This is a genomic window from Accumulibacter sp., assembly GCF_023806625.1.
Taxonomy (GTDB): Bacteria; Pseudomonadota; Gammaproteobacteria; order Burkholderiales; family Rhodocyclaceae; genus Accumulibacter.
The window spans coordinates 24,866-31,758 of sequence record NZ_JAMTDX010000023.1 but is presented as its reverse complement, the minus strand read 5'-3'; the positions used below and the strand labels follow the sequence as shown (position 1 = coordinate 31,758).

Annotated in this window: 7 protein-coding genes; 5 read left to right on the top strand and 2 right to left on the bottom strand. The window is 66.0% G+C overall.

Annotation, left to right across the window (positions count from 1 at the left end; all coding sequences use genetic code 11):
• Nucleotides 1–230 (bottom strand): hypothetical protein (locus tag NFW05_RS04870; protein ID WP_295303109.1); only part of this gene is annotated, 230 nt, incomplete at its 3' end.
• Between the two features lie 218 nt (nt 231–448).
• On the opposite strand from NFW05_RS04870, the gene NFW05_RS04865 reads away from it, so the two are divergent.
• On the top strand, nt 449–1,294 hold the full coding sequence (locus tag NFW05_RS04865; protein ID WP_295303108.1) for an HDOD domain-containing protein: 846 nt from the start codon (nt 449–451) through the stop codon (nt 1,292–1,294).
• Between the two features lie 30 nt (nt 1,295–1,324).
• On the opposite strand, the gene NFW05_RS04860 is transcribed toward NFW05_RS04865, so the two are convergent.
• Nucleotides 1,325–1,948, bottom strand: a complete 624-nt coding sequence (locus NFW05_RS04860; protein ID WP_295303107.1) for a 5-formyltetrahydrofolate cyclo-ligase — start codon at nt 1,946–1,948, stop codon at nt 1,325–1,327.
• A gap of 44 nt (nt 1,949–1,992) precedes the next feature.
• Between NFW05_RS04860 and NFW05_RS04855 the strand changes: the two genes are divergently transcribed.
• The 4 genes from NFW05_RS04855 to NFW05_RS04840 all read left to right on the top strand — a co-directional run bounded on the left by NFW05_RS04855 (nt 1,993) and on the right by NFW05_RS04840 (nt 6,892).
• A complete protein-coding gene (locus NFW05_RS04855) occupies nt 1,993–3,936 on the top strand; it encodes a lytic transglycosylase domain-containing protein (protein ID WP_295303106.1) in 1,944 nt (647 codons plus the stop codon).
• A 1-nt stretch (nt 3,937) separates the two neighbouring features.
• The gene (locus tag NFW05_RS04850; protein WP_311104704.1) at nt 3,938–4,942 is read left to right on the top strand and encodes a complex I NDUFA9 subunit family protein; all 1,005 of its coding nucleotides are present in this window, start codon (nt 3,938–3,940) and stop codon (nt 4,940–4,942) included.
• Nucleotides 4,943–4,972: 30 nt separating this feature from the next.
• Complete coding sequence (locus tag NFW05_RS04845) at nt 4,973–5,605, top strand: glutathione S-transferase family protein (protein ID WP_311104703.1); 633 nt, start codon at nt 4,973–4,975, stop codon at nt 5,603–5,605.
• Nucleotides 5,606–5,668: 63 nt separating this feature from the next.
• Nucleotides 5,669–6,892: a multifunctional CCA addition/repair protein gene (locus NFW05_RS04840; protein ID WP_295303110.1), complete on the top strand. Its 1,224-nt coding sequence runs from the start codon at nt 5,669–5,671 to the stop codon at nt 6,890–6,892.
• The last annotated feature ends 1 nt before the right edge of the window (nt 6,893 follow it).

The following is a 6,893-nucleotide window of genomic DNA, read 5'->3' as shown; positions in this document are numbered from 1 at the left end:
GCAGGGCTCCACTTATCGAAGAGCCTTTGCTGTCCAAACAAACGGGGCCACCTCTCACCACCAGAAGCGTGTAGGGCCAATTCCGCATCAGTGAATTGCGCATGAACAATGACTTGCGCGCCTTTCTGTCGAACTTGGGCGGCCACACCCGCCAGGGACTGCTCCTCCCCGACCCGCCTGACCGCCCGTTCCTTGAACTCCAGTGTGCATGCCTGTTTCGCCATCTTCATGCTTCTCGGATCCAGAGTGACCTCATCTTTCGTCACCCGTGGAAGACGAAGTCCAGGGGGAACCCACCCTGCCAAGGCGGCCTTCTGTGACCACCCAGGAGCCAAGGTTCGGGCTAGAATGGCGCTCCAGGCAGCGGGTGGGTGTCGCGGGCATCGCGTGGCCAGGAGGGAACTCGTTTCGGGTGCAGTCGGGAGGCTGCGCGCGCAGGAAGGGATCGATGTCGGTGTTGCTGCCTCCGGAAGTCGTCGAGCGGACGCTCAAGGGAATCAGTATTCCGATCCGGCCGCAGGTGCTCGCGCAACTCGACGGCGAGCTGCGCAAGGAGGACCCCGAGCCGCGCGTCGTCGTGCGGCTGATCGGCGGAGACGTCAGTCTGTCGGCCGCGGTTCTCAAGACGGTCAACTCGCCGTACTTCGGGCTGGCCCGGAAAATTACCTCGGTGGCGCAGGCGGTCAGCCTGCTCGGGCTGAGGGGTGCGGCGCAGATCGTCACCGGGCTGGTTCTCCGGTCGACGGTCACTGGCCGGGCCGGGTCGCTCGAACGATTCTGGGATAGCGCCGAGAAGGTCGCCGGGATCTCCAGCCGGATCGCTTCGGCGATTCCGCGCGGGCCGCGTGACGATGCGTGGTGCTTCGGCCTTTTCCACGACATCGGGATTCCGCTGCTCATGCAGAAGATCGCCGACTATCGGCAGACCCTGGCGATTGCCGACCAGACGACCGACAGGCCATTCACCGCAGTCGAGGAAGAGCGCCACGCGACCGATCACGCGACGCTCGGTTTTCTCGTGGCCAGGGGCTGGTTCGTTCCCGAACACATCTGCGAGGCAATCCTCAATCACCACGAGCCATCGGCCTTCGAGGACACCGGGATGGTCAGTGCGCCCGCACAGACGCTGATCGCGATCAACATCCTCGCCGAACACTTCCACGACGAGTACTTTCGCCTGCGCAGCAACAGCGCCTGGGAGAGGATGGGTGGTCCGGCGCTCGACCATCTCGGACTCCATGACGACGACTACTGCGACCTGCGCGAAGATCTGACCAGTCTCGTCGGCTCCTGAGTCTGGGCGCTGGTCTTGACCGGCGCCAGATCATCGGACCGGCCAGAAGACTCCGGCTTCGGTGACCATCACGTCGAGCGGCTGGTCGTGGGCTTCGCGAGCGATAGCCGCGACGCGGTTCAGTTCGAATCCGACGCCGACGGCGAAAGGCCGTGGCGAGAGCGAGGCCAGAGTCCGGTCGAAGTAGCCTCCACCGTAGCCGATGCGGTTGCCTGCGGCGTCGAAGGCATTGACCGGGATCAGCAGAACCTCCGGAGTCAGGAGCGCGCCGCTCGCTGGCGTCGGGATGCCGTGACGATCGGTGGACATCGGCGCGCCGGGGGTCCACACGCGAAAGGCCAACGGGCCACAGTCCTCGACGACCAGCGGCAGCAGTGGGGCAAAGCCGTCGTGTCCCGCCTCCAACCAGGTGAGGAGCAATGGACGCAGGTCGGGCTCTTGCCTGATCGGCCAGCAGAAGCCGACGCGCAGGTGAGCAAAGCGTGGGAAAGCTTCCCCGATCCGCGCGCGAATCGTCGCCGATTGCCTTGCCCAATCGCTTGCCGGCAAGGCCTTTCGCCGATCGATCAGCAGGCGGCGAAGGGCCTCCCGGTTCCCTGCCGGCAGGTCGCCGGGGTCCACTTCGTACCCTCCAGGAGCGAACTCGATGGGCATGTGCTATGCTCGGCAGCCGTTGTGTTGCTGGATTGCAGGTTACCATGAAGCGCGGGCGAGTGATTCTCTCCATCCTCTTTGCGTTGCTGCTGATTCCGGCGCGGGCGCTGGCGGCGACTGCCGACGAACAGTTCCTGGCTGCCCGCGACGCTTTCCGGGCCGGCGACCGGGCGCGGCTCGAACGTCTCGCTCCGGCGCTCGAAGGTCACGAACTTGAACCTTACGTGGCCTATTGGCAGCTCGCTGTCGATCTCAAGGACAGTGATCCGTCGGTCATCGGATCGTTCCTGAGCCGGAACGAGGGCACCTACATCGCCGAGAAGCTGCGCTCGGACTGGCTCCGGCAACTGGGCCGCAAGCAGCAATGGACGCTGTTCGATGCCGAGTTCGGCCGGCTCGTTCAACCCGATCAGGATCTCGCCTGCCTGGCCCTGCAGAGCCGACTCGCGCGGGGAGACGCGCGGGCACTCGACGACGCGCTGCCCCTCTGGCTCGGTTTGCTCGAGCCTCCCGAATCGTGCTACCCGATTCTCGAAGCGCTGATCGTCGACAAGCGGGTTCTCGTGGACGGCGTGTGGGCGCGCATCCGTCGCCAGTTCGAGGCCAACCGGACTGCCGCAGCGATGTACACGATGAACTATCTTCCAGCGAGCCAGATGCCCGACCGGAAGGTGGCCCAGGCGGTTGCCGACACTCCGCTGCCGTGGCTGGCCAAGCTGCCGGCCGACTTCTCCGCGAGCCGCATCGACCGGGAACTCGCCCTGCTGGCCATCCAGCGCGTGGCGCGCAACGACCCGCGGGTGGCGGCCGACCAGCTGCAGCGGATTGGCGGGTCACTGAAACCGGGCGAGAAAGCCTGGGCGTGGAGCCAGATCGGTTTGCAGGGTGCGCAGCGGCACCTGCCTGAAGCGATGGAATGGTATCGCCAGGCGGGTGACGCGCCGCTATCCGACGAGGCGGCCGAGTGGAAGGTCCGCGCCGCGTTGCGCGTTCAGGATTGGGCTGCCGTCCGTTCGACGATCGAGAAGATGGCTGCGCCGCTGGCCGCGCAGCCCGCCTGGGTCTATTGGCTCGGCCGCGCGTACCGCTCCGGCGGGCGGACCGACGAGGCCAACGCGTTGTTCGCGAAGATCGCCGGTCAGCCCGATTTCTACGGCAGCCTGGCGAGCGAGGAACTGGGTCGCCAGATCAGCCCGCCCCCGAAGGCTCCGCCGGTGACCCGTGAAGAACTGGCCGCGGTCGGCGCGCTTCCCGGCATCCAGCGCGCGCAGGCTTTCTTCCGTCTGAACATGCGTAGCGAAGGGGTCAGGGAATGGAACTGGGCGCTGCGCAGCATGACCGACCGTGAATTGCTCGCCGCGTCGGAAATCGCCCTGCGTTCGGGGAATTTCGACCGCGCGATCGCCGCTGCTGACCGGACGCGCAACGAGCACGATTATTCGTTGCGCTATCTGGCTCCCTATGGAGACCAGGTCCGGCCTGCCGCGCGTAGCCAGGACCTCGACGACGCCTGGGTCTATGGCCTGATGCGCCAGGAGAGTCGTTTCATCACCTCGGCGAAATCGCCGGTCGGCGCGTCCGGACTGATGCAGCTGATGCCGGCAACCGCGAAGTGGGTGGCCAACAAGATCGGCCTCAAGGATTTTCATCAGGGCAAGGTCAACGACACCGAGGTCAACCTGCTGCTCGGCACGACCTACATGCGGTTGGTTCTCGAAAGTCTCGACAATCACCCCGTCCTCGCTTCGGCGGCCTATAACGCCGGGCCTGGTCGGGCGCGTCGCTGGCGGGCCGATCGCCCCCTCGAAGGTGCGATCTATGCGGAAACGATCCCGTTCAGCGAGACCCGCGACTATGTCAAGAAGGTGATGAACAACTCGATCTTCTACGCGGCGCTGTTCGACGGCAGGCCGCAGACGCTCAAGAACCGGCTCGGGGTGATCGCTCCACGCACCGGGGCCGAGGCCAAAGGCGAGGATTTGCCGTAAAATGGAGCATCTTCGTCAGTGTGTTGATCGGTGGGGAGTCATGGAATACCGGAATGTCTTGCTGGTTGGCGGAAGTGGTTTTGTCGGCGGCTGGATTGCCAACCGCCTGTCAGAGCGGGGTGTCAGGGTCACGATTCCTTCCCGGCGCCGGGAAAAGACGAGGAAGTTGACGACCCTGCCGATGGTCAGCATGGTCCAGGCCGACGTCAATGATCAGCAGGTGCTCGCCGGACTGGTCGAGGGGCATGACGCAGTGATCAACCTCGTCGGGATCCTGCACGATCGCGATTCGCGTCTGCCCTATGGCAAGGGTTTCGCTTCGGCGCATGTCGATCTGCCCGGGAAGATCGTCGCCGCGATGCGCCACGCTGGCGTGCGCCGGCTGGTGCACATGAGCGCACTCAAGGCGGCGATCGACGGCCCTTCCGAGTATCTTCGCTCGAAAGGTGATGGCGAGACCATCGTCCGCGGCGCGATGTCCGATCTGCAGGTCACGATCTTCCGACCGTCGGTGATTTTTGGCCCGGATGATGCTTTCCTCAACATGTTCGCCAGGCTGATCAGGCTCTTTCCGGTTCTGCCACTCGGCGGAGGCCGCGCGAGCTTCCAGCCGGTGCATGTCGGCGACGTGGCCGATGCCTTCGTCGACTGCCTGCAACGTCCGGCGACCATCGGCCAGACCTACGAGCTGTGCGGGCCGAAGGTCTATACGCTCCGGGAACTCGTCGAGTACACCGCCCGGCTGGTCGGAAAGTCGCCGAAGATCATCGATCTCGGCACGGGCGGCTGGGCGTACCTGCAGGCCGGCGTGCTCTGGTTGCTGCCCAATCCCCCGCTGTCGCCTGACAACCTGCGCTCGATGGAGGTCGACAGCGTGACCGACGGTGCGCATGACTATCCAGGCTGGCAACCGAAGGCGCTCGAAGCCATCGCGCCGACCTATCTGTCGTCGAGCGAGATTCAGCAGTTGCGCTTCGATCGTTATCGCTATCGCGCTGGCCGCTGAGCGCAACCGGGTACTGCGGATTCGCAAGTCGTGCTGAAGCTGGTCATCGGCGATCACAACACGTCGTCCTGGTCGCTGCGGCCCTGGCTGGCCGCGAAACAGGTGCGCCTGCCCTTCGAGGAGATTGCGATCCGCCTCGATCGGCCGGAAACGCGGGACGATATTCGCCGCTATTCGCCGTCGGGAAGGGTTCCCTGCCTGATCGACGAAGCCGACGGCGAGCGGGTGGTCGTCTGGGAATCGCTGGCGATCTGCGAGTATCTGGCCGAACTGGCACCCGCTCTCTGGCCGGCCGGGCGAGCTGCTCGCGCAGAGGCCCGCGCGGTCAGCGCCGAGATGCATTCGGGTTTCGCGGCATTGCGGCAGAACATGACGATGGACATCCGGGCGAGCCGGCGTGGGCAGGCACGGACTCCCGAAGTCGGCCGGGACATCGCGCGCCTCGTGCAGATCTGGCAGAGCTGCCGAAGCCGCTACGCCACAGCAGGGCCCTTCCTGTTCGGCACCTTCTCGATAGCCGACGCGATGTTCGCGCCGGTAGTCTGGCGTTTCGTCACCTACGGAGTCGGAGTCCCACCGGCGTCTCAGGAGTGGCTGGAGACGATGCTCTCGTTGCCGGCGATGCGTGAATGGCAGGGCGCCGCCCTGGCCGCGTCACACTAGTCGGGCGCGGGACTCCGGAACTCCGCAGACCATCCCGGGCGGTCGGCAGACGGTGCGATGAGCATGCAGATCTATTCCGTCGGCGGGTCTGTTCGCGACGAGTTGCTCGGCTTGCCGATTGTCGACCGCGATTACGTGGTCGTCGGTGCGTCGCCCCAAGACATGCTGGCGCGGGGCTTCCGGGCCGTGGGCAAGGACTTCCCGGTCTTCCTTCACCCGCAGACGCAAGAGGAGTACGCACTCGCGCGGACCGAGCGCAAAACGGGGCACGGATACCGCGGCTTCATGGTCCATGCCGCACCAGAAGTGACTCTCGCCGAAGACCTGGCCCGTCGTGATCTGACGATCAACGCGATGGCGCGGGCCGAGGACGGCTCGCTGATCGACCCCTACAACGGCAGCGCCGACCTCGCCGCGCGCGTGCTGCGCCATGTCGGCCCGGCTTTCCACGAGGATCCGGTGCGCGTCCTGCGCGTCGCGCGCTTCGCGTCGCGTCTGCCAGGTTTCTCGGTGGCTCCGGAAACCATGGCGCTGATGCGCACGATGGTCGCCGACGGGGAAGTTGACCACCTGGTTCCTGAGCGCGTCTGGCAGGAACTGGCCAGGGGCCTGATGGAAGCCCAACCTTCGCGGATGTTCGAGGTGCTTCGCCAGTGCGGGGCCCTGGAGCGGATTCTTCCGGAACTCGACAGGCTGTTTGGTGTGCCGCAGCGCGCCGAATGCCACCCGGAAGTCGACAGCGGGGTGCATGTGATGATCGTCGTCGATTTGTCGGCACGGCGCGGGTGCGGGCTGGCCGTCCGCTGGGCCGCGTTGCTCCACGATCTCGGCAAGGGAACGACGCCGGATACCGATCTGCCGCGTCACCCGGGACACGAAGCGCGCAGCGCGGGCCTCGTCGACGGCGTGTGCAGTCGTCTCAGGGTGCCCGCCGAGTGTCGGGATCTGGCGCTGCTCGTCGCCCGCTACCATGGCGAAGTCCACCGCGCGGGCGAACTCGACGCTGCCGCGATCGTCGGCTTGCTCGAAAAGGTCGACGCGCTGCGCCGGCCCGGGCGCTTCGAACAGCTGCTCGAGGCCTGTGCCTGCGACTTCAACGGCCGTCTCGGCTGGCTCGACGTTGCGTATCGGGTTCCCGAGGTGCTTCGCCAGGCGCTCGCCGCGATGCGCGGCGTCGATGCGGCTGCGCTGGCGCGTGGCTGTCCGTCGCCGACGGCGATCGCTGCGCGCCTGCACGAGGTTCGGGTCAGCGCAGTGGAGACGTCGCTGCGCGTTATGGCGCGCTGAA

Excerpts from the sequence above, each read along its gene's own strand:
- NFW05_RS04840 (WP_295303110.1), top strand. The coding sequence starts at position 5,669 with ATGCAGATCTATTCCGTCGGCGGGTCTGTTCGCGACGAGTTGCTCGGC.
- NFW05_RS04865 (WP_295303108.1), top strand. The coding sequence starts at position 449 with ATGTCGGTGTTGCTGCCTCCGGAAGTCGTCGAGCGGACGCTCAAGGGA.
- NFW05_RS04855 (WP_295303106.1), top strand. The coding sequence starts at position 1,993 with ATGAAGCGCGGGCGAGTGATTCTCTCCATCCTCTTTGCGTTGCTGCTG.
- NFW05_RS04850 (WP_311104704.1), top strand. The coding sequence starts at position 3,938 with ATGGAGCATCTTCGTCAGTGTGTTGATCGGTGGGGAGTCATGGAATAC.
- NFW05_RS04860 (WP_295303107.1), bottom strand. The coding sequence starts at position 1,948 with ATGCCCATCGAGTTCGCTCCTGGAGGGTACGAAGTGGACCCCGGCGAC.